Below are 19,148 nucleotides of genomic sequence, written 5' to 3' on the forward strand. Positions count from 1 at the left end.
GACGTCGCCTGTGGCCGGATCCGGCCACCACGGACGCGCGACGGATCATGAGAGCCCTTCCCGTTCGGTGATCAAGGCCCTACGGTAGGTACCGGACGGTGCCGGGTGGGACGGGGGTGCCTCGTGGAGGAGTACGACTACATCGTGGTCGGTGCGGGCTCGGCCGGCTGCGTCCTGGCCAACCGGCTGACCGAGGACCCGGGCACCCGCGTGCTGCTGATCGAGGCCGGCGGGTGGGACCGCAGCCCCTTCGTCCGGATCCCCAAGGGGTTCAGCCGGCTCATGGACGACCGGCGCACCGCCTGGCACTACCCCGCCGAGGTCGCGCCGGGCCGCCGGGAGACCTGGCAGCGTGGCCGCCTCGTCGGCGGTTCCAGCTCCATCAACGGAATGGTGTACGGCCGGGGCGACCGGCTCGACTACGACGCCCTGGAGGCGCTCGGCAATCCCGGCTGGGGCTGGGACACGATGCTGCCGATCTTCAAGAGGCTGGAGGACAACCCGCTCGGTGCCACGGAGACGCGCGGCGCCGGCGGCCCGCTGCGCCTGTCGACGGCCACCGGCACCGACGAGCTCTGCGAGGAGATCATCGCCAGCGGCGAGAAGCTGGGCTGGCGCCGCGTCGACGACCTCAACGCGAGCGACGGCGAGCGCATCGGCTACCTCATGGCGACCATCCGCGACGGCCGGCGCAGCAGCGCCGCCGACGCCTTCCTGCACCCGGTCCGCGACCGGCCCAACCTGACCGTCGCCACGCGGACCGTCGCCCTGCGCGTCCTGGTCGACGACGGCCGCGCCACCGGCGTACGGGTCCGCCGCGACGGGCACGTCGTCGACCACTTCGCCTCCGCCGAGGTGATCCTCGCGGCCGGGGCGCTCGCCACACCGCACCTGCTCCAGCTCTCCGGCATCGGCCCGGCCGACACGCTGCGCCGCGCCGGCGTCGACGTCCTGCTCGACCGGCCCCGCGTCGGCGTCGGGATGCGCGAGCACCGGTCGGTGCCCCTCCAGTTCCGCCTGGCCGCGCGGGGCGGTTACAACCCGCTGCTCGGCAGCCCGCTCGGCCAGGGCCGGGCCCTGCTGCGCTACCTGCTCACCCGCGGCGGGCCGCTCGCCCTGCCCGTGTACGACCTGGGCGCGTACATCCGTTCCGGCCCCGAGGCGGACCGCCCCGACGCGCAGGTGCTGACGGCGCCCTTCTCGGCGGCCCCGCGACGGCCCGGCCGGGCGTTGGAACTGGAGACCGAGCCGGGGCTCATGGGACTGGTCACGGTGACCCGCCCGGAGAGCGAGGGCAGCCTCGCCATCACCTCGGCCGACCCGGCCGACCCGCCGCGGATCGTGGCCAACTACTTCCAGGCGCCCTACGACCGCCGGGTGGCCGTCGGCGCGTTCCGCCGCCTGCGGGAACTCTTCGCCACCGGCCCGATCGCCAAGCGGATCTCGGCGGAGACGCTGCCCGGTCCCGGCGTCCAGGACGACGACGAGATCATCGAGGCGGCGCTGGAGCACGGATACTGCGGCTACCACGCGGTGGGCACCTGCGCCATGGGCCCGGACGACACGCACGTGGTGGACCCGCAGCTGCGCGTACGCGGGGTCGCGGGTCTGCGCGTCGCGGACGCCTCGGTGCTGCCGGTGCTCGTCTCGGGCTACCTCAACGCCCCCGTGATGGCCCTGGCCTGGCGCGCCGCCGACCTCGTCCTCGGCCGGTGACCCGGCCCGACCGCGCGGGGCGGGGTCAGCCCTCCGGATAGAAGAGGAACAGCGTGCAGCCCGTGGCGGTCGCGGGCACGTGCCAGGATCCCGCCGGGGCGTGCAGGAACGTGCCGGCCGGGTAGTCGCGTGCGCCGTCGTTGAAGGTGCCCGCGAGCACGTAGACCTCCTCGGGGCCGGGCTCGTGGACGTCGCGGCGCGGCCAGGAGGCGCCGGCGTCCATCTCCAGCACGTTGGCGTGCGCGCCGGACGCTCCCCGCCACAGTGGCCGCAGCCGTACCCCCGGGAACAGCTCACGGACCGGGGCTTCGTCGACGGATGCGGAGGTGTATCCCTCCTGGTCGAGGATCTCAGGGTGCATGCCCCCACCGTGCCGGCTCGGGACACGCCGCGACAGAGCCTGCGACGACAGCATGGGGTACTTTCCTGCCATGCATCGCGTCGTGGCCCTGGTGCGGCCGGTGCAGTCGACGTTCGAACTCGGCTGCGCCGTCGAGGTCTTCGGCACGCCACGGGCCGGCATCCCCCAGCACTACGAGTTCGAGGTGTGCACCGAGACACCGGGGCCGGTGCCGACGACGGCCGGATACGAGATGTCCGTCTCGCGGGACCTGTCGGCGCTCCGCTCCGCGGACACCGTCATCATCCCGGGCTGGCTGCCGGTCGAGGCGCCGCTGTCCGACCGCGTACGCCGGGCGCTGCGGGAGGCGCACGCGCGGGGCGCGCGGCTCGTCACGATCTGCTCCGGGGTGTTCGCCCTCGCCCGCACCGGTCTGCTGGACGGCCGTTCGGCCACCACACATCCGGCACGGGCCGCGCAGTTGCGACGGGAGTTCCCGCGGGTGCGCGTGGAGCCGGACCGGGTCTACGTGGATCACGGCGACGTGGCCACCAGCGCCGGCGCGGGCGCCGGCATCGACCTGTGCCTGCACCTGGTCCGCAAGGACCACGGGGCCGCGTACGCCGCCGCCCTCGCGCGGCACATGGCCATGCCACCACACGACGCCCGGGCGCGCCACGTGCCGTCCGCACCCGGCGGGGACGCCCTCGACGACCTGCTGGAGTGGGCCGGCGCGCGCCTCGGTACGCCGTTGACGGTGGACGACCTGGCCGCCCACCTCGGTGTCTCGCCCCGCACCCTGGCCCGCCGCTTCGCCGAGCGCCTCGGGACGAGCCCGGGCACGTGGTTGCTCTCCCGCCGGGTGGCCGCCGCGCGCACACTGCTGGAGGAGACGGACCTGCCGGTCGAGGCGATCGCGACCCGCGTCGGCCTCGGCTCCGCCGTCAACCTGCGCCGCCGGTTCCGCGCCCAGGTGGGTACGACCCCGGGCGCCTACCGACGTGCCGTCCGCACCCCGACCCGCGTCGATCATGAGGTTGGCGGGTGACGATCCGGGCGAACCGACCCGCCAACCTCATGATCAACGGGGACTGAGCGGGGACGGGGGTTAGAGGCCTTCGCAGGGGCGGTCGCCGATCGTGCAGCTCTCGGGGCCCTTGGCGAACGCGGCGCTGTCCCGTACGTCGAACCTGACCGTCTGCGCTCCCCCGGCCGGCAGCGGCGCTCCCGTGAAGGTCACCGTCCGCCCCTCCTGCCGCCACTCGGCGCCGTTGACCTTGGCGACCTCGCTGTCGTCGGCGAACGTCACGACGAGCGTCCACCCGTCGCTCGCGACGGTGCCCGGGTTGGTCACCACCACCTCGGCGCTGTAGCCGAGCAGCCGCGAGGAGACGGTCTCGTAGCGGGCGCTCAGGGTCGGCGCGGCGGGCGGCGGCGCCGACGAGGCGGGCGTACGGGAGGGCCGGGGCGAGGCGCTCCGGCTGGGGCTGGGGCTCCCGCTCGTGGGCCGGGCCTGCCGCGTGGCCGTTGCCGCCGAGGCCGGGCGGGGCGACGCGGCCGCGGAGACGGAGGCGGTCGGGGTCGGTGTCGAGGTGGCCTGCGCGACGGGCTGCCGCGGGGGCTCCGGCCGCAGCGCCCACGCGGTCGCGCCACCGGCCAGCAGCACGCCGACGCCCGCCCCCACGAGGACGACGGCGCGGCGGCGCCGCCTCGGCTCGCCGCCGGCCCACGCCACCACGGGAAGCTCGGCCGTCATCCCGGCGTCACCGCGTCGCAGGTCGACCTGCTGGAAGGCGTACCAGTCGAGGATGGCCGGCAGCCGGTTGGTGAGCGCCTGCTGGTAGCTCTGCTCACGGGCGTCGCGCTGCGCCGCGCTCCACTCGCCCTCCTCGATCACCTCCCGCATGGACAGCCGGCAGCCCTCGGCGGTGGGCGTGAGCTCGCCGGTCAGGAGGCTGCGCCGGCCGCCCTCCCGGCAGCGCAACGTCATGAGTTCCGGCTCCCGCCGCTCGACCACCTCGGCCTCGACCGCGGCGTCGAAGCCGGGCAGCTCCGACGTGGCGAAGCGCAGCCGGCCCGGCGCGTCGGGCACCGCCGACACCTCGGTGAACCACCGGCTCAACAGCTCCGGGTCGGTCAGTGCGCGCCACACCCTGTCGGCGGGGTGAAACAGGTCGACCTGCGCGGCGATGTCGTTCACGGCGGGGACTCTACGGTCCCGGACGCCACCGGCGGGGGACGGGTGGCGCCACCGTGGACGCTCCGGCTCCCGCCGCGGCTCAGGCCCGCGCCGGGACTGCCGGCGGCTCCGGTACGGGCTGCGGCGTCCCGGCGCGACGGACCGGTGTGCACAGTCCGGCGAGCGCGATCAGCACGCAGCCCGCCCCGGCCACGAGGGTCACCGCGCCGGCACCGAACCGGCCGGCCGCCCACGTCAGCACGGCGGCGCCGGCGGGCCCCAGCGAGTAGTGGGTGCTCCAGAAGGCCGAGGTGACCCGCCCGAGCAGGTGGTCCGGCGTGATCTCCTGCCGCAGCGACATGGAGCAGATCCCGCCCACGCTGAGTCCGCAGAGGTACACCGCCGTGAGGACGGTGACGGCGGGCACGTTCCCCGCGAGCCCGACGCCCACGAGGGCGAGGCCGCAGGTCAGGTGGGCCCCGATCCACGAGACGCCGAAGCCGCGCCGGCGTCGCAGCGGCGCCACCAGCAGCGCGCCGGCGACGGTGCCGAGCGCCGCCAGGCCGAGCACGACGCCGACCGTGCCGTCGGAGCCGCCGAGGTCGTGCTTCACGTGGTAGACCAGCACGTCGGTGAAGCCGTAGGTCAGGAAGATGAACAGCGACAGCAGGACGGTGAGCGCCCGCAGCACGGGCTGGCGCCAGAGGAACCGCGCCCCGGCGAAGAACTCGGCCACCGGACCCTCCCGCCGGACCGTCACGGCGTCGCCGTCGCCGCCGCGACGGAACCGGATGAGGAGGAGCCCCGCGGCGGACACCGCGAAGCTGGCCGCGTTGATCGCCACGGCGGCCGAGGGCCCGAACCGGGCGGACACCACGCCGGCCAGCAGCGGCCCCGCCACGGCCGTCATGGCGTACGTGGCCTGCAGGCGGCCGTTCGCCTCGGTGATCCGGTCCCGGTCCACCAGGTTGCGGACGGCGGCCACCGCGGCGATCTGGAAGACCATCCCGGCCGCCTCGCTGATCGGCAGGACGACGAAGAGCAGCCACACCTGCGGGCCGGCGAGCCAGGCCAGCGGGACGAGGCCGTAGAGCACGAGCCGGACCAGGTCCGCGGCGATCATCAGGGTGCGCCGGTCGTACCGGTCGACCAGGACGCCGCCGAAGACGCCCGCGCCCACCGACGCGGCCCCGGCCACGGCGGTGAGCAGGCCCATCTGCGCCACCGACCCGGTGGCGTGCAGGATCAGCAAGGGGACCGCGAGGTAGGCGAACGAGTCGCCCGCCGCCGAGAGCGACTGCGCGACCCAGTACGTGCCGAAGGTGCGGTCCCGCCACAACGATCGCCGGGCGGTGCCGGCACCGGGGCTCATGATGGCAGGCTACCGGGGGCGGACCGACTCGTGGCCGGGGGCCGCGTCGGCGCCCGGCACCGGGGGGCGGGGCGTCGGCGCCCGGCATGAGCGGGGCGTCAGCGCCCCGGCGCGAGCGGGCGTCAGCGCCCCGGCATGAGCGGCGCGTAGTCGGCGACGGTCAGCGGGTCGCGGGAGAACGAACCGTCGGCCCGGGGCACGTCCAGCGGCCGGCCGTCCCGGCGGAACGAGACCCGGTCCACGTCGTCGCGGGCGGTGAGCGTGCACACGATCTGGCCGAACGCGAACACCTCGTCGCTGCGCCCGGTCTCCTCACCGGCCGCGCGGACGTCCACCTCGGCCAGGGCGCCGTTCACCCGGGCACCGGCCACGACGACCGTTCCGGGCAGCGCGCTCGTGAGCCCCGCCTGCCGTTCCTTCTCCGTCGGCCCGGCCAGCAGGTGTTGGAGCTGGACCTCGACGCTCGGCCGGACGTCGACGCGGCGCACGGTCCGGCCGAGCTTGTCGTCGCGGACGAAGCAGAGCGTCTCCTCCACCCGTCCAGAGGCGGTGGTGGGACTCGCGGTCGCCGGGGTGGGGAACGGGCCCGGGGGCTGCGCGACCGGACGGGGCGCGTCGTCGACCGGCACGCCGCACCCGCCGAGGGCGAGGACGGCGAGCAGCAGCCCGGCCGACCGGCGGCTCACGGCAGCGCCTCCGGCAGTTCGACCCGGAAGCGGGCGCCGCCCCCGGGGCGGTCGTCCACACCGGCGCGTCCACCGTGGGCGGCGGCGTGCTGGGCGACGAGCGCGAGCCCCAGACCGGTGCCGTCGGTGCCGGCGCGGGAGCGGGCGGCCCGGCCCCGGACGAAGCGGTCGAAGATGACCTCACGGTCGGCGGCGGACACTCCAGGGCCGGCGTCGTCCACCTCCAGCACGCCGGTGTCGGGTGGGCGGGTGGACAGGCGCACGGCCACCGGCCCGCCGCCGTAGCGAATCGCGTTGTCCAGGAGGTTCAGCAGGATCTGCTCGACGCGCCGGCGGTCCACCAGCCACTCGGCGGTGGACCCGGCCACGACGCTCACCAGGCCGTCCGGGAGCCCCCGCGCCCGGCAGGTCTCCCGGGCGAGCGTCGCCACGTCGACGAGTTCCCGCTGGGCCGGCTGTTCGGTGCGGGCCAGCTCGATGAGGTCGTCGACGAGCCGCTGGAAGCGGGAGACCTCCTCGGCCACGAGCCGCGCGGCCGTGGCCGTCCGGTCGTCGTGGCGCTCGCTGCGGCGGGTCAGGACGCTCGCCGCGGCGGCCAGGGTCTGCAACGGCGAGCGCAGCTCGTGGCTGACGTCGGCGGCGAAGCGGCGGTCCCGCTCGATGCGCTCGACCAGCTCGTCGACCATCCGGTTGAACGAGGTCGACAGGCGGGTCAGGTCGGGGTCGGTGGTGGTGTCCAGGCGCGTGGTGTAGTCACCGGCCGCGATCCGCTCGGCGGCGTCGGCCACCGCGGTGAGCGGACGCACGCTGTGCCGGGTGGCGTACCAGCCGAGCGCCGCGCCGGAGCCGGCCGTCATGATGGCCACGGCGGTGAGCGTCAGCGCCAGCACCTGGAGCGTCTGGGCGACCTCGCGCAGCGACGTGAGTTCGTAGTAGCTGGTCGTGTCCGACAGGGGGACGCCGACCAGCAGGGTCGGCTGCCCGGCGACGGTGATCCGCTGCACCCCGGCCTCCCCGCCACGGACGAGGCGTTGCAGCGCGTCGGGCACGGGGCTGGCGTCCGTCTCGGCGGTGCGCCCGTACCAGCGACCGTCGCGGTGCAGCAGCGGCCGGCGGCTGCTGCCGGTGTCGAGGGAGCGCAGCACCTCCACCACGTTCGGGGCGTCGGTGTCGAGGCCGCTGCGCACGACGGCCGCGTCGAAGTACGCCGCGCGCACCGCCGTCCGCTCGCGTTCCTCCAGCAGCGAGCGCCGCGTCAGGTCGTACGAGAAGAGCGCCATCGACGCGGCCAGCAGCAGCGCGCCGATCGCGAACCCGGCCGTGACCCGGGCGCGGAGGCCGAGGCGGGTCATCGTTGCAGCTTGTAGCCCAGGCCGCGAAGGGTCACGAGGTGGCGCGGGTTGGCCGGGTCCTCCTCAATCTTCTGCCGCAGCCGTCCCACGTGCACGTCGACGAGGCGTTCGTCGCCGGTCTCGTACCCCCAGACCCGCTGGAGCAGCTGCCGGCGCGACAGCACCCGGCCGGCGTGCTCGGCCAGCTCGCACAGCAGGCGGAACTCGGTGCGGGTCACCGGCACGACCTGTCCCCCGTGGCGCACCTCGCCCGCCTCCGGGCTGACCTCCAGGTCACCGAAGACCTGGCTGCTCACCGCGCCCGCGCGGCCCCGCCGGCGCAGGGCGCGCAACCGCGCCGACAGCTCCTTGATCGCCACCGGCTTCACCACGTAGTCGTCCGCGCCGGCCTCCAGCGCGGCCACGATGTCGTGCGTGTCGTCCCGGGCGCTGATCACGACGATCGGCACGTCGTCGTCGCGGCGCAGCTGCCGGATGCACTCGAACCCGTCCATGCCGGGGAGCATCAGGTCGATGAGCACGTACTCCGCCGGGTCGGACCGCTGCCGCCGCAGCCCCTCCTCCGCGGTCGCCACGCCGTACGCCCGGTAACCCTCCTCCTCGAGTGCGAGCAACAGCGCCAGCCGGATACGGTCGTCGTCCTCGATCACCAGCACGGCCGTCATACGGGCATCATCCCCGCTCACCGTTGCCGCGCCCAACCGCGGCCGCCGCCGACGGAATTTGTCACACAACTGTCATGGGATCGCGCGACCACCTCCACGGTCGTCACCGACGGTGGTAGTCGTGCCCGGCCGGTGGGCGGCGGCGGTCGCGCCGGCGGCGGTCGTGCCGGGCGGGCCGCGAACCACCCGGCGGCCGGCGGGACGGCGACGGCCGGCACGCTCGGCGGGACGGCGACGGCCGCCACGCTCGGCGGGTGCGGCGAAGGAGGACACGTGAGCGGCACCGCACTGGTCAGCGCACTCGTCGTCGGGCTCGCCATCGGCGTGGCCGGCCGGTGGGCGGTGCCCGGGCGCCGCGCGCCCCTGTGGCTGACCCTCGCGTTCGGCGTGGCCGCCGCGCTGCTTGGCTCGATCGTGGCGCGGTTGGCCGGCGCCGACATCGACGCGCTTCCCACGCTGCGGCTGGCCGTCCAGACCGGCTGCGCCGCGGGCGCCGTGCTGCTGGCACTACTGACCGCCGGTCACCGCCGCGGCGCCTCCACCGTCCCGAACGCCTCCGGCGCCGGCCGCCGCCGCTGACGCCCCACCCCCACCGCAGGACACGGCCGTCCCCGCACCCCGGGACCGGCCGGCGAGGACGAAAGGACCCGCGATGACAGTCGTACCTGCGGATCACCTGATGACCCTGATCTGCGACGGCTGTGGCGACTCGATCACCGGCGCGGCGCCGGTCCTGCCCGACGCCGAGGTCGTCTGGACGTTGGTCTTCTCCAACGGGTGGCTCGGTTCGCCGTTCGCCTCCGGGCCGCACCACTGCCCGCGGTGCAGCCTGCGTCTCTCCGAGGACGACGGGAGGGGCCCCGGGGGCCGCGCCGGCGACCGCGAGCGGGCGCTCGGGATCGACTATCTCGAGGAGGTCGGCGAGGAGCCGCCCGCGCCGGCGGAGCCCGACCCGCCGGAGGGGGTGCGGCGGGCCCTGCGGGAGGCGGTCGACGACGGCGACCGCGTCCTCGTCGACCTCAGCGAGGTGGAGGTCATCGACTCCGTGGGGCTCGGCCTGCTCGTCCGCGCCCACCAGGAGGCCCGCCAGCGCGGCGCGCGGCTCTGCCTGGTCGCGCCGTCCCGTTTCGTCCTGACCGTCCTGCACACGATGCGTCTCGACGGGATCTTCCCCGTCGTGGAGAGCCGCGCGGCCGCCCTGCGCGGCCTGGCCGACTCCGCCCCATCCCGCCCCCGACGTCCCTGAGCGCCCCGCCGCCCCCATGCCCACCGGAGGATCCATGCTGCCGCCCTGGCCCGACGACTCCCTGTACCGCTACCTGCAGGGGCCGGAACCGGAACCGGAACCGACGAGCGACGACGCGCGGCTGGCCGCGCTCGTGGCCCAGCGGTTGGCCATCGACTGGACCACCCGCCACCAGCACATCGAGGTCGCCGTGCAGAACCGCGTGGTGATCCTCACCGGGACGGTGACCCGTCCGGAGGTCCGGCAGGTGGCCGGCGACCTCGCGTGGGACATCCCGGGCGTCCACGACGTCTGCAACACCCTGCGCCCGCCCGGCCGCCGGCGCCACCGCGGGTGAGCGCCTTGTCCATCACCTCGGTGACCCGTTCGACGGGCACGGTGGTCCTGGTCCTGCGGGGGTCGGTGGGCACCGCCGACGTCGACTCCTTCCGGGCCGCGCTCGCTGACGCGCTACGGGCGCACCGCCCGCCCGAGCTGGAGATCGACTGCTCCGGGGTGTTCGAACTCGATCCCGGCGTCGCCGGGCGGATCGCCTCGACCATCTGGGCGGCGGCGCCCGGGGCCACCCGCGTCACCGTCGTCCGCGCGCCGGCCGCGCTGCGCCAGCAGCTGCGCCTCTGCGGCGGTGCGGGCCTGCTGGCCTGAGCCGCGAGGCGGTCGAGAGCGCGCCGGGTCAGCCGCGCGAGGGCTCCCCGGCCCCCGCCGGGGCGCGGTCCCGGCCCGGCCCGGTCCACCTGCCGGCCGCGTCCACCTGCCCGCCGGGACCGCGGCCCGGCCGGGGATCGCGCGGCCGGTGTGGTGGATCGCGCGGCCGGCGGGGTAACCGGGCCACCGGGGGTGGGAGACGTGCCGGGCGACGAACGACGGTTCCCAGCGGGTGCCGGCGACGGCCCCCGCCCCCACGTGCTGCGGGAGTACGGCCTGCTCGCCGACGGGCACCGGGGAGCGCTGATCGGCCCGGAAGGGGACGTGTCCTGGCTCTGCGCCCCCGGCTGGGCGGACCCGCCGGTCTTCAGCAGCCTGCTCGGCGGGCGCGGCAGCTACCTGGTGTCGCCCGCGAACCGCAGGTTCGTCTGGGGCGGGCACTACGAACCGGGCTCGCTCATCTGGGTGAGCCGCTGGGTGACCACCGACGGCATCGTCGAGTGCCGCGAGGCGCTGCTGTTTCCCGGCGACCCCGGCGGCTGGTGCTGCTGCGCCAGATCCGCGCGCTGGACGGTGAGACGGCCGTCCGGGTGCGCCTGGACCCCCGCGCCGACTTCGGCCGGGAGCCGCTGCGCGACGTCCACCGGGACGGCGACCGGTGGACGGCCCGCACCGGCGGCCTGCACCTGCGCCACACCGGCGGGGCGGCCCTGCCGTCCGGCGACGCCGGCCAGCTCGACGGCGAGCTGCGGGTTCCGGCCGGCGGCCGCCACGACCTGGTGCTGGAGGTGTCCGCGGCGCCGCTGGACGGACCCGCCCCGGATCCGCTCGAATCGTGGCGGATCACCGAGCACCGCTGGCACGAGTCGGTGCCCCGGCTAGTCGGCGGCGCCCAGCGGGACGCCACGCTCGCGTACACCGTGCTGCGCGGCCTCACGGTGCCCCGCGGCGGGATGGTGGCGGCGGCGAGCACCGCGCTGCCGGAACGCGCCCTCGCCGGGCGGAACTACGACTACCGGTACGCGTGGGTCCGCGACCAGTCGTTCGCCGGCCAGGCCGCCGCCCTGACCGGCCGGTACGACCTGCTGGACGACGCCGTCGCCTTCCTGACCGAGCGGGTGCTGGCCGGCGGCGACCGGCTCGCACCGGCCTACACGGTGACCGGCGGGCGGGTGCCGCCGCAGACCGAGCTGGCGTCGCTGCCCGGCTACCCGGGCGCGCCGGTGCGGGTGGGCAACTGGGTCGGCGGCCAGTTCCAGTTGGACGCCTTCGGCGAGGTCCTGCAGGTGTTCGCGGCGGCGGCCCGCCACGACCGGCTCGCCGACGACTCGTGGCGGGCGCTCACGGAGACCGCCCGGACCATCGAGAAGCGGTGGCGGGAGCCGGACTCGGGCATCTGGGAGCTGCCGGCCCGCCAGTGGACGCATTCCAAGCTGGCCTGTGTGGCGGGGCTGCGGGCCGCCGCCCGGGTGGCCCCGCCCGCGCTGGCCGGCCGGTGGGCGGCGCTGGGCGACGCGATCCTCGCCGACGCGGCCCGGCACGGGCGGCACCCGAGCGGGCGCTGGCAGCGGGCGTACGACGACGAGCGCGTCGACGCCGCGCTGCTGCTGCCCGGCATCCGGGGCGCGTTGCCGGCGGACGACCCGCGCACCGAGGCGACCCGGCGGACGGTCCTCACCGAGCTGGCCGAGGACGGCTACCTGTACCGGTTCCGGCCGGACGCCCGTCCGCTGGGGGACGCGGAGGGAGCCTTCGTGCTGTGCGGGTTCGCGGCCGCGCTCGCCGCGTGGCGGTGCGGTGACGCGGTCGGGGCCACGCGCTGGTTCGAGCGCAACCGGGCCGCCTGCGGGCCGCCCGGGCTGTACAGCGAGGAGTACGACGTACGCCAGCGGCAGCTTCGCGGCAACGCGCCGCAGGCGTTCGTGCACGCCATGATGCTGGAGGCGGCCATCACCCTCGGCCAGGCCGTGCCCTGCCGGCCCTGAGCCGCCGGGCGTGTCCCCCGCCCGCGCTCAGGCGACCCGGTACTCGTCGGCGCGCTCGGTGCGCAGCCGCAGGCCGTTGCCGGGACGGTCGAGCGGCACCGGCGCCGTGCCGCCGGTCGCCGGCACCGTGCCGTCGAAGAGCAGGGACTCGATGCGGACGTGGTCGTGGAACCACTCGAGGTGCCGCAGGTTCGGTGTGGCGGCGGCGACCGCGAGGTGCTGGTGCGGGGCGCAGTGCGCGGAGACCTCCAGCCCCGCGGCGGCGGCCACGGCGGCCGCCCGCAGGAACTCGCTGATTCCGCCGCAGCGGGTCACGTCGATCTGGAGGCAGTCGACGTACGGGGCCATCCGCTGGAAGTAGACGAGGTCGTAGCCGTACTCGCCCGCCGCCACGTCGGGCCGGACCCGGTCCCGGACCTGCCCGAGGCCGGCCAGGTCGTCGGAGCTGACGGGCTCCTCGAACCAGCGCAGGTCGAGGTCGGCGGCGGCCTGCGCGACCCGGATCGCCTGCTTGCGCTGGTACGCGCCGTTGGCGTCGACGTACAGCTCGGCGTCGTCGCCGATGCTGCGCCGGGCCGCCGCCATCCGGGTGACGTCCCGCCGCACGTCGCCGCCCCACGACTCGCCGATCTTGATCTTCACGCGCGGGATGCCCTGCTCGTGCACCCAGCCGGACAGCTGCCGGTGCTGCCGCTCGGCGTCGTAGGTGGTGAACCCGCCGCTGCCGTAGACGGGGACCGCGTGCCGGGCGACGCCGAGCAGCCGCGCCAGCGGGAGCCCGTGCCGGCGGGCCTTCAGGTCCCAGACCGCGCAGTCGGCCGCGGAGAGCGCGAGGCCGGCCACACCGGGCCGGCCGGCGTTGCGCAGTCGACTCCGCATGGCCGACCAGATCAGCGGCACGTCGTCCGGGTCGAGGTCGGCGACGACCGGCGCGAGCAGGTCCGTCACGATTCCCGCCACCGCGCGCGGCCCGTACGTCCAGCCGAGGCCGGTGTGCCCGTCGGCCTCGGCCGTGGCGAGCACGAGCGTCGTGCCCTCCCAGGCGAGCGTGCCGTCGCCCTCCGGCGCGTCGGTCGGCACCCGGTACGCCCGCGCGCCCAGCCGCGTCATCCGTCCCCGCGCCGGCGTGCCCGCGCCGCGAGCCCGGCCACCGGGCCGAGCGTCGCGAGGCCGACCGCGCCGGCGGCGAGGAGGCGCGCCGCTCTCGACGGTGGCGCGGGGCGTTGCGCCCACTCCCGTTCGGGCCGGGGCGGCACCCGGTCGGTGTGCAGGGCGGCGCGCAGCAGCTCGGCGAGGTGGATGGCGCCCCTTCCCCCGGAGTCGCCCTGCGCGATCTGCGTCCGGCAGCTGAAGCCGTCGGCGAGGATGACGTCGGTGTCGGCGGCGTCGCGCAGGGCGGGCAGCAGCACGCGTTCCGCGCAGGCCTCGGACACCTCGTAGTGCCCCCGCTCGAAGCCGAAGTTGCCGGCCAACCCGCAGCAGCCCGAGTCCAGGAAATCCGCCCGCACGCCGGCGTCGGTCAGCACGGCCCGGTCGGCGTCGACGCCGAGCACCGCGTGGTGGTGGCAGTGCGTCTGGATGAGCGCGTGCGCGGGCAGGTTCGGCGGCCGCCAGCCCGGCGAGTGGTCGCGCAGCAGCTCGGCGAGCGTGACGGTCTGCAGGCGCAGCCGGCTGATGTCGTCGTCGTGGGGGAACAGCTCGTGGGCGTCGCTGCGGAACACGGCCGTGCAGCTCGGTTCCAGGCCGACGACCCGGGTGCCGGCTCGCAGGTGGGGTCGCAGCACGTCGAGGGTCCGCCGCAGCGCCCGCTTCGCGACGCCGAGCTGGCCCGTCGAGATCCAGGTCAGGCCGCAGCAGACGGGCCCCTCGGGTACGCGCACCCGCCAGCCGGCGGCCTCCAGCACCTCGACCGCCGCGCGGGCGACGCCCGGGTGGAAGTGGTTGGTGAAGGTGTCCGGCCACAGCAGCACGTCGCCGCGGGAGCCGTCACCGCCGGGGGCCCGTCGGGCGAACCACCGCTGGAACGTCTCCGCGGCGAAGGCGGGAAGCTCGCGCCGCCGGTCGATCCCGCCGGCCAGCTTCGCGAGGCGGCCGACGCCGGGCGCCTGGGCGAGCGCGTTGACCACGCCGGGGGCGAGCCGCGCGGCGGCCGCGACCACCGGCAGCCACCCCATCGAGTAGTGCGGCAGCGGGCGGAGCCGGCCCGCGTAGTGGTGGGACAGGAACTCGGCCTTGTAGGTGGCCATGTCGACGTTGACGGGGCAGTCCGCCTTGCAGCCCTTGCAGGCGAGGCAGAGGTCGAGGGCGTCGCGGCTGGCGGTCGACCGCCAGCCGTCGGCGATGGTGCCGCCCCGGGCGGTCCCGTCGAGCATCTCGAACAGCAGCCGGGCCCGGCCGCGGGTCGAGTGCTCCTCCTCCCGGGTGACCATGTAGGACGGGCACATGACGCCGCCGTGCGGCCGGCGGCACTTGCCCACCCCGACGCAGCGCAGGACGGCCTCGCCGAAGCTGCCGCCGTCGTCCGGGTACGCGAAGACGGTGCGCACCCCGCCGTGGTCGTAGTCGACGCCGAGCCGCAGGTGGCTGTCGAGCGGGTACGGCGGCACCACCTTGCCCGGGTTCATCCGGTCGTCCGGGTCGAAGATGGCCTTGAACTGGCCGAACGCCCGCACGAGGCGCTCACCGTACATCTTCGGCAGCAGCTCCCCGCGGGCCTGCCCGTCACCGTGCTCCCCGGAGAAGGAGCCGCCGTACGAGACGACCAGGTCGGCGGCGCGTTCGAGGAAGGACCGGAACCGGCGGATCCCGTCGGCGGTGCGCAGCTCGAAGGGGATCCGGCTGTGCACGCAGCCCTGGCCGAAGTGCCCGTAGAGGGACGCCTGGTCGAGCCCGTACTCCCGGTACAGCCGGTCGAGGTCGCGCAGGTAGTCCCCGAGACGGTCGGGGGCCACGGCGCTGTCCTCCCAGCCCGGCCAGGTGTCCTGGCCGCCGGGGACGTGGGCGGTGGCGCCGAGGCCCGACTCGCGGACCTCCCACATCCGCTTCTCGTCGGCCTCGTTGGCGAACTCGTGCACCCGGGGGCCGCCCTCGCGCGCGACGGCCGCGATGAGCCGGTCGGCCGCCGCCCGGGCCTGCGCCTGGTCGTCGCCGCCTAACTGGATCATCAGCCAGGCGCCGCCCTCGGGCAGTTCGCGCAGCGCCGCCGGGTGCAGGCTCTTGCGCCGCTCGAAGTCGATCAGCTTGTCGTCGATGCCCTCCAGCGCGATCGGCTGGTGCTCCAGGACGCGCGGCACGTCGTCCCCCGCCGCCGCGATGTCCGGGTAGCTGAGGAAGACCAGGGACTGCGCCGGTACCACGGGCACCAGCCGCAGGCGGGCGCGCAGGACGGTGACCAGCGTGCTCTCCGAGCCGACGAGCGCCTGCGCCACGTTGAACGTCTTCTCGGGCAGGAGGCTGTCGAGGTTGTAGCCGGACACGCGGCGGGGGATCCTCGGGAAACGCTGCCGGATCTCCGCCGCGTACTCGTCGCGCAGCGCCCGCAGTTGCCGGTAGATCTCCGCCTGCCGCCCGCCGCGGCGCTGGATCTCGGCGTACGCCTCGTCGCTCGTCTCCCCCACCCACATCCGGGTGCCGTCGTAGAGCAGCACCTCCATCTCGACGATGTTGTCGACGACCTTCCCCGTGCGCTGCGCCGTGGAGCCGCACGAGTTGTTGCCGATCATCCCGCCGATCGTGCAGTGGTTGTGGGTCGCCGGGCGGGGGCCGTACTCCAGGCCGGTCGGCGCGAGCCGCTCGTTGAGTGTGTCGAGCACGACGCCAGGCTCCACCAGGCAGGTGCGCGCACCGACGTCGACCTCCAGGAGACGGTGGCAGTACTTGGACCAGTCGATCACGACGGCGGTGTTGGTGCACTCGCCGCCGAGGCTGGTGCCGCCGCCGCGCGAGAGCAGTGGCGCGCCGTGGCGGCGGCACACGGCGACGGCGGCCACGGCGGCCTCGACGGTCCGGGGTACGACCACGCCGAGGGGCACCTGCCGGTAGTTGGACGCGTCGGTGGAGTACGCGGCCCGCGAGCCGGCGTCGAAGCGCACCTCCCCGTAGACCTCGCCGCGCAGGTCGGCGGCCAACGCCCCGAGGTCGACGTCCCGCACCGGCTCGGGCGTCCGCAGGACCGGCGGGGGCAGCAGGCCGGTCACGACCGCAACTCGTTGATCTTGTCTCGCGCGACGCTGGCGAGCGTGGCCACCTTGCGGGGCTGACCGCGCAGGAACGCCTCGGTGAAGTGCTTCGCCTGCTCGTAGCGGACCTTGCCGGGCATCGGCGGCTCGTCCGCGTTGACGTCGCAGTCGACGAGCGCGGGACCGGGGTGCGCCAGCGCCTCCCCGATGGCCCCGGGCAGGTCCTTCGGGTCGGTGACCTTCACCCCGTAGGCGCCGCACGCCCGTGCCCAGGCGCCGAAGTCGGCCTCCGGCCGCAGGTGCCGCACGGCGTACTCCGGGTAGCCGAGGATGATCTGCTCCCACAGGATCTGGCCGTACGCGTTGTTGTTGTTGACGACCACCTTGATCGGCAGCTCGTTGCGTACGGCCGTGAGGAACTCCGCCATCAGCATGGCGAAGCCGCCGTCGCCCACGAACGCGATGACCTGCCGGTTGGGGTACGCGTGCTGGATGGCGATGGCGTACGGCAGGCCCGGCGCCATGGTGGCCAGGTTGCCCGAGAGGTAGTACTCGCGGTCGCCGCGGATCGTCCAGTGCCGGGCCGACCAGGTGGCGATGGTGCCGGAGTCGCAGGTCAGGATGGCGTCGTCGGCCGCCGCCTCGTCGATGCAGCCCATCAGGTACTGCGGTGCGATCGGGTGCCGCCGCGGGTCGCGCAGGCTCGCCATGTCGGCGCGCCACTCCCCCATCTTCCGCTGGTACTTCTCCAGGAAGGACCGGTCGGTCCGGCGGTCGACGAGGGACAGCAGGTGCCGCAGCGCGAGGCGGGCGTCGGAGCAGACACCGGCCGTCACCGGCAGGCGCATGCCGATGAGGCTCGGGTCGACGTCGATCTGCACCACCCGCGCCTGCCCGGGCGACGGCAGGTACTTCCCGTACGGATAGGAGGTGCCGACCATCAGCAGCGTGTCGCACTCCTCCATCAGCTCCTCGCTCGGGCGCGTCCCGAGCAGGCCGAGGCCCCCGGTGGTGAGCGGGTGGTCGTCGGGCACCACCTGCTTGCCGGGCAGGGTCTTCACGATGGGGCTGGCCAGCGCCTCGGCCACGGCGAGCACCTCCTCGCGCGCGCCGCGGGCGCCCACCCCGACGAGCATGGCGATCCTGCTGCCCTGCCGCAGCACCTCGGCGGCCCGCGCGATCTCCTCCGGATCGGGCGACAGCCGCGGGTAGGCCATGTTCGCCGCGCTCTTGGGCGGCGTGCCGGGGCTGACGTGCCGGTAGGGGTCCTCGCCGATCGGCGCCACCTGGAGGTCGTTGGGGAAGGTCAGGTGCGCCACGGTCCGCTTCCCGAGCGCGTTGCGGATGGCCAGGTCCACCACGGCCGGCATCTGCTGCGGGTTGGTGACCATCAGGTTGTACGCGGCCACGTCCTGGTAGAGGTGCGTGGTGTGCACCTCCTGCTGGTAGTGGGAGCCGAGCACCGACGTCTCCTGCATGCCGGTGATGGCCAGCACCGGCACGTGGTCGAGCTTCGCGTCGTAGAGCCCGTTGAGCAGGTGGATGGCGCCCGGGCCGGAGGTGGCCGCGCACACGCCGAGCCGGCCGGTGGCCTTCGCGTAGCCGGTGGCCATGAAGGCCGCCGCCTCCTCGTGGTGCACCAGCACGAACCGCAGCTTGTCCCGGTGCCGGCGGAAGCCCTCCATGAGGCCGTTGATGCCGTCGCCGGGCAGGCCGAAGACGGTGTCCACCCCCCACTCGACCAGCCGCCGGGCCAGGCTCTCGCCAACGATCTCCTGCACGTCGTCCTCCTGGTCGTGGGACACCCACCGTCCGCCGTCGTACGCCCGCGGCGCGCTCGCGCGTCGGGGTGCCGCGGCTACCGCCATCTTCGGCGGCGCGGCGCACGGATCGGCAGAAACGGGGTGAATTGCGCCCAGTCGGTGCAGGAGGTGCGGCGGCCGAGCCGGGACTCAGCGCGGCGACCGTCGGCCGGCGGTCGCGCCGGCCGGCAGCACCCGGGAGGCGGTCTCGGCCACGGCCTCGTCGACCCGGTCGGCGAGGCGGGCGGACCCCCCTCCCGCCGCGTGCAGCTGGTTGAGTCCGAGGCGGCCCAGGACGGCGGCGGCCGCCAGGTAGCCGGCCGTCATCCCGGCCGCCGCCAGCTTCTTGGGCAGGAAGGACTCCAGCATCCGGAGCACGGTCGTGGACGCCGCGCCGACGCCCAGCACGGCGCACGCTCCCGCCGTGCCCAGCAGCACGAACCCGACCCCGGCCGGGCGGAGCGCCCCGACCAGTTGGCCCCGCACGGCCCGCACCTCCGCCCGCACGACGTCGGCCACGCTCTCGGCCACGATCTCCACGAGGCGGTCGGGCGCGACGACCCGCCCGTCCGCGCCCGACCCACCTGCGACGGCGTCGCTCATCAGACCTCCCGTTGGCTCGTTCCGGGCCGCCTGCGTACCCGGCACGGCCGTCGGCATTCGGCCGCCTTCATGGCCCGGTACGACGAGCGCGAGATGGCGGCGATCGTCGACTACCTCGACAACACCGTCCGCGTCCTGCGGGAACAGACGGCCCGGCTCACCGCCGGCACGTGACGGCCGCCCGAACCGTCGTCACCGGGTCACCTCGCGGCCGGGCAGCCCGACGATGAGCACGACGCCGACGGTCAGGTGCAGCAGCACGAATCACCGACACCGTCCGCGTCGACGCCCCCGTGCGCGCCGCCAGGTCGATGCCGGCCCCCCACCGCACCATCGTGTACTCCGCCACCGCCAGCACGACCGCGCCGGCCGTCACCGC

General features: G+C 75.4%; 16 protein-coding genes and 1 pseudogene. 7 read left to right on the forward strand and 10 right to left on the reverse strand.

The window, feature by feature from the left end:
• Positions 1 to 123 precede the first annotated feature (123 nt).
• Positions 124 to 1,716, forward strand: a complete 1,593-nt coding sequence (locus tag D7I43_RS00985) for a GMC family oxidoreductase (RefSeq protein ID WP_120326419.1) — start codon at positions 124 to 126, stop codon at positions 1,714 to 1,716.
• A 25-nt stretch (positions 1,717 to 1,741) separates the two neighbouring features.
• Here the strand turns inward: D7I43_RS00985 and D7I43_RS00990 are convergent, their stop codons facing one another.
• Positions 1,742 to 2,077 carry a cupin domain-containing protein gene (locus tag D7I43_RS00990; RefSeq protein WP_120326420.1) on the reverse strand — a complete coding sequence of 112 codons (336 nt, stop codon included), beginning with the start codon at positions 2,075 to 2,077 and terminating at the stop codon, positions 1,742 to 1,744.
• Positions 2,078 to 2,147: 70 nt separating this feature from the next.
• Between D7I43_RS00990 and D7I43_RS00995 the strand changes: the two genes are divergently transcribed.
• Complete coding sequence (locus tag D7I43_RS00995) at positions 2,148 to 3,104, forward strand: GlxA family transcriptional regulator (protein WP_120326421.1); 957 nt, start codon at positions 2,148 to 2,150, stop codon at positions 3,102 to 3,104.
• A 60-nt stretch (positions 3,105 to 3,164) separates the two neighbouring features.
• Here the strand turns inward: D7I43_RS00995 and D7I43_RS01000 are convergent, their stop codons facing one another.
• From D7I43_RS01000 to D7I43_RS01020, 5 genes are all read right to left on the reverse strand, one after another.
• Positions 3,165 to 4,256 (reverse strand): SRPBCC family protein, encoded by a 1,092-nt coding sequence (locus D7I43_RS01000; RefSeq protein ID WP_120326422.1) that lies wholly within the window; start codon positions 4,254 to 4,256, stop codon positions 3,165 to 3,167.
• Between the two features lie 79 nt (positions 4,257 to 4,335).
• Positions 4,336 to 5,607 carry an MFS transporter gene (locus tag D7I43_RS01005; RefSeq protein ID WP_120326423.1) on the reverse strand — a complete coding sequence of 424 codons (1,272 nt, stop codon included), beginning with the start codon at positions 5,605 to 5,607 and terminating at the stop codon, positions 4,336 to 4,338.
• A 122-nt stretch (positions 5,608 to 5,729) separates the two neighbouring features.
• Positions 5,730 to 6,293, reverse strand: coding sequence for a GerMN domain-containing protein (locus tag D7I43_RS01010; protein ID WP_120326424.1), 564 nt, complete (start codon positions 6,291 to 6,293; stop codon positions 5,730 to 5,732).
• On the reverse strand, positions 6,290 to 7,645 hold the full coding sequence (locus D7I43_RS01015) for a sensor histidine kinase (RefSeq protein WP_120326425.1): 1,356 nt from the start codon (positions 7,643 to 7,645) through the stop codon (positions 6,290 to 6,292). The genes D7I43_RS01010 and D7I43_RS01015 overlap by 4 nt, the downstream gene beginning before the upstream one ends.
• Complete coding sequence (locus D7I43_RS01020) at positions 7,642 to 8,310, reverse strand: response regulator transcription factor (RefSeq protein ID WP_120326426.1); 669 nt, start codon at positions 8,308 to 8,310, stop codon at positions 7,642 to 7,644. Before D7I43_RS01020 ends, D7I43_RS01015 begins: the two co-directional genes overlap by 4 nt.
• Positions 8,311 to 8,583: 273 nt before the next feature.
• On the opposite strand from D7I43_RS01020, the gene D7I43_RS01025 reads away from it, so the two are divergent.
• The 5 genes and pseudogenes from D7I43_RS01025 to D7I43_RS01045 all read left to right on the forward strand — a co-directional run bounded on the left by D7I43_RS01025 (position 8,584) and on the right by D7I43_RS01045 (position 12,186).
• On the forward strand, positions 8,584 to 8,889 hold the full coding sequence (locus D7I43_RS01025) for a hypothetical protein (protein WP_120326691.1): 306 nt from the start codon (positions 8,584 to 8,586) through the stop codon (positions 8,887 to 8,889).
• 73 nt (positions 8,890 to 8,962) lie between these two features.
• Positions 8,963 to 9,556: an STAS domain-containing protein gene (locus D7I43_RS01030; RefSeq protein ID WP_120326427.1), complete on the forward strand. Its 594-nt coding sequence runs from the start codon at positions 8,963 to 8,965 to the stop codon at positions 9,554 to 9,556.
• Positions 9,557 to 9,590: 34 nt separating this feature from the next.
• Positions 9,591 to 9,893, forward strand: a complete 303-nt coding sequence (locus D7I43_RS01035; protein ID WP_120326428.1) for a BON domain-containing protein — start codon at positions 9,591 to 9,593, stop codon at positions 9,891 to 9,893.
• Positions 9,894 to 9,913: 20 nt separating this feature from the next.
• Entirely contained in the window at positions 9,914 to 10,201 is a 288-nt protein-coding gene (locus D7I43_RS01040; protein ID WP_204985117.1) for an STAS domain-containing protein, read from the forward strand.
• A gap of 201 nt (positions 10,202 to 10,402) precedes the next feature.
• A pseudogene (locus D7I43_RS01045) lies at positions 10,403 to 12,186 on the forward strand (glycoside hydrolase family 15 protein).
• 27 nt (positions 12,187 to 12,213) lie between these two features.
• Here the strand turns inward: D7I43_RS01045 and D7I43_RS01050 are convergent.
• The 4 genes from D7I43_RS01050 to D7I43_RS01065 all read right to left on the reverse strand — a co-directional run bounded on the left by D7I43_RS01050 (position 12,214) and on the right by D7I43_RS01065 (position 18,769).
• A complete protein-coding gene (locus tag D7I43_RS01050) occupies positions 12,214 to 13,296 on the reverse strand; it encodes an enolase C-terminal domain-like protein (protein WP_120326430.1) in 1,083 nt (360 codons plus the stop codon).
• On the reverse strand, positions 13,293 to 16,373 hold the full coding sequence (locus D7I43_RS01055; protein WP_120326692.1) for an FAD-binding and (Fe-S)-binding domain-containing protein: 3,081 nt from the start codon (positions 16,371 to 16,373) through the stop codon (positions 13,293 to 13,295). The genes D7I43_RS01050 and D7I43_RS01055 overlap by 4 nt, the downstream gene beginning before the upstream one ends.
• A 5-nt stretch (positions 16,374 to 16,378) precedes the next feature.
• Positions 16,379 to 18,169, reverse strand: coding sequence for a thiamine pyrophosphate-dependent enzyme (locus D7I43_RS01060; RefSeq protein WP_240032734.1), 1,791 nt, complete (start codon positions 18,167 to 18,169; stop codon positions 16,379 to 16,381).
• Positions 18,170 to 18,316: 147 nt separating this feature from the next.
• Positions 18,317 to 18,769: a phage holin family protein gene (locus D7I43_RS01065; protein ID WP_158610055.1), complete on the reverse strand. Its 453-nt coding sequence runs from the start codon at positions 18,767 to 18,769 to the stop codon at positions 18,317 to 18,319.
• Positions 18,770 to 19,148: the final 379 nt, after the last annotated feature.

Origin of the sequence: Micromonospora globbae, from assembly GCF_003610785.1 — a bacterium.
GTDB classification, from domain to species: Bacteria; Actinomycetota; Actinomycetes; order Mycobacteriales; family Micromonosporaceae; genus Micromonospora; species Micromonospora globbae.

What these genes read in the sequence shown, in the direction of transcription:
- D7I43_RS00990 (WP_120326420.1), bottom strand. Translation starts at nt 2,077, where the DNA reads ATGCACCCTGAGATCCTCGACCAGGAGGGATACACCTCCGCATCCGTC.
- D7I43_RS00995 (WP_120326421.1), top strand. Translation starts at nt 2,148, where the DNA reads ATGCATCGCGTCGTGGCCCTGGTGCGGCCGGTGCAGTCGACGTTCGAA.
- D7I43_RS01005 (WP_120326423.1), bottom strand. Translation starts at nt 5,607, where the DNA reads ATGAGCCCCGGTGCCGGCACCGCCCGGCGATCGTTGTGGCGGGACCGC.
- D7I43_RS01015 (WP_120326425.1), bottom strand. Translation starts at nt 7,645, where the DNA reads ATGACCCGCCTCGGCCTCCGCGCCCGGGTCACGGCCGGGTTCGCGATC.
- D7I43_RS01020 (WP_120326426.1), bottom strand. Translation starts at nt 8,310, where the DNA reads ATGACGGCCGTGCTGGTGATCGAGGACGACGACCGTATCCGGCTGGCG.
- D7I43_RS01030 (WP_120326427.1), top strand. Translation starts at nt 8,963, where the DNA reads ATGACAGTCGTACCTGCGGATCACCTGATGACCCTGATCTGCGACGGC.
- D7I43_RS01035 (WP_120326428.1), top strand. Translation starts at nt 9,591, where the DNA reads ATGCTGCCGCCCTGGCCCGACGACTCCCTGTACCGCTACCTGCAGGGG.
- D7I43_RS01050 (WP_120326430.1), bottom strand. Translation starts at nt 13,296, where the DNA reads ATGACGCGGCTGGGCGCGCGGGCGTACCGGGTGCCGACCGACGCGCCG.
- D7I43_RS01065 (WP_158610055.1), bottom strand. Translation starts at nt 18,769, where the DNA reads ATGAGCGACGCCGTCGCAGGTGGGTCGGGCGCGGACGGGCGGGTCGTC.